The 264-nt window shown below is 62.1% G+C and carries 1 pseudogene; it reads left to right on the top strand.

What is annotated here, in order from left to right:
• Positions 1-264 (top strand): annotated as a pseudogene (locus E1958_RS20680) (IS5/IS1182 family transposase); the annotation flags it as partial.

Here is a 264-nt window from a genome sequence, read left to right as displayed (position 1 = left end):
GGCGACCGGTTGGGTGAAGACCCCACGCTGGCGAGCAAGTTGGAGGAACTCAAGGCGCGCCAAGCCCGCCAGCAGGCACAACGCAAGCAGCTCGATGAGCGTGGTGAGACCCAGCGCTCGCGTAGCGACCCTGATGCGCGGGCCTTGAACAAAGGCAACCAGCACGTCACCGGCGACAACGTACCAAGCGGCGTGGATCACAAACACCAGCTCATCGTGCATCACCAGGTCACTAACGCCGGCAATGATCAGAACCAGCTCAGA

It is taken from the genome of Candidatus Thiosymbion oneisti (assembly GCF_004359955.1).
GTDB lineage: Bacteria > Pseudomonadota > Gammaproteobacteria > Chromatiales > Chromatiaceae > Thiosymbion > Thiosymbion oneisti.
Note: the sequence above shows the minus strand (reverse complement) of the source record. Positions and strands in the feature narration are given on the sequence as shown.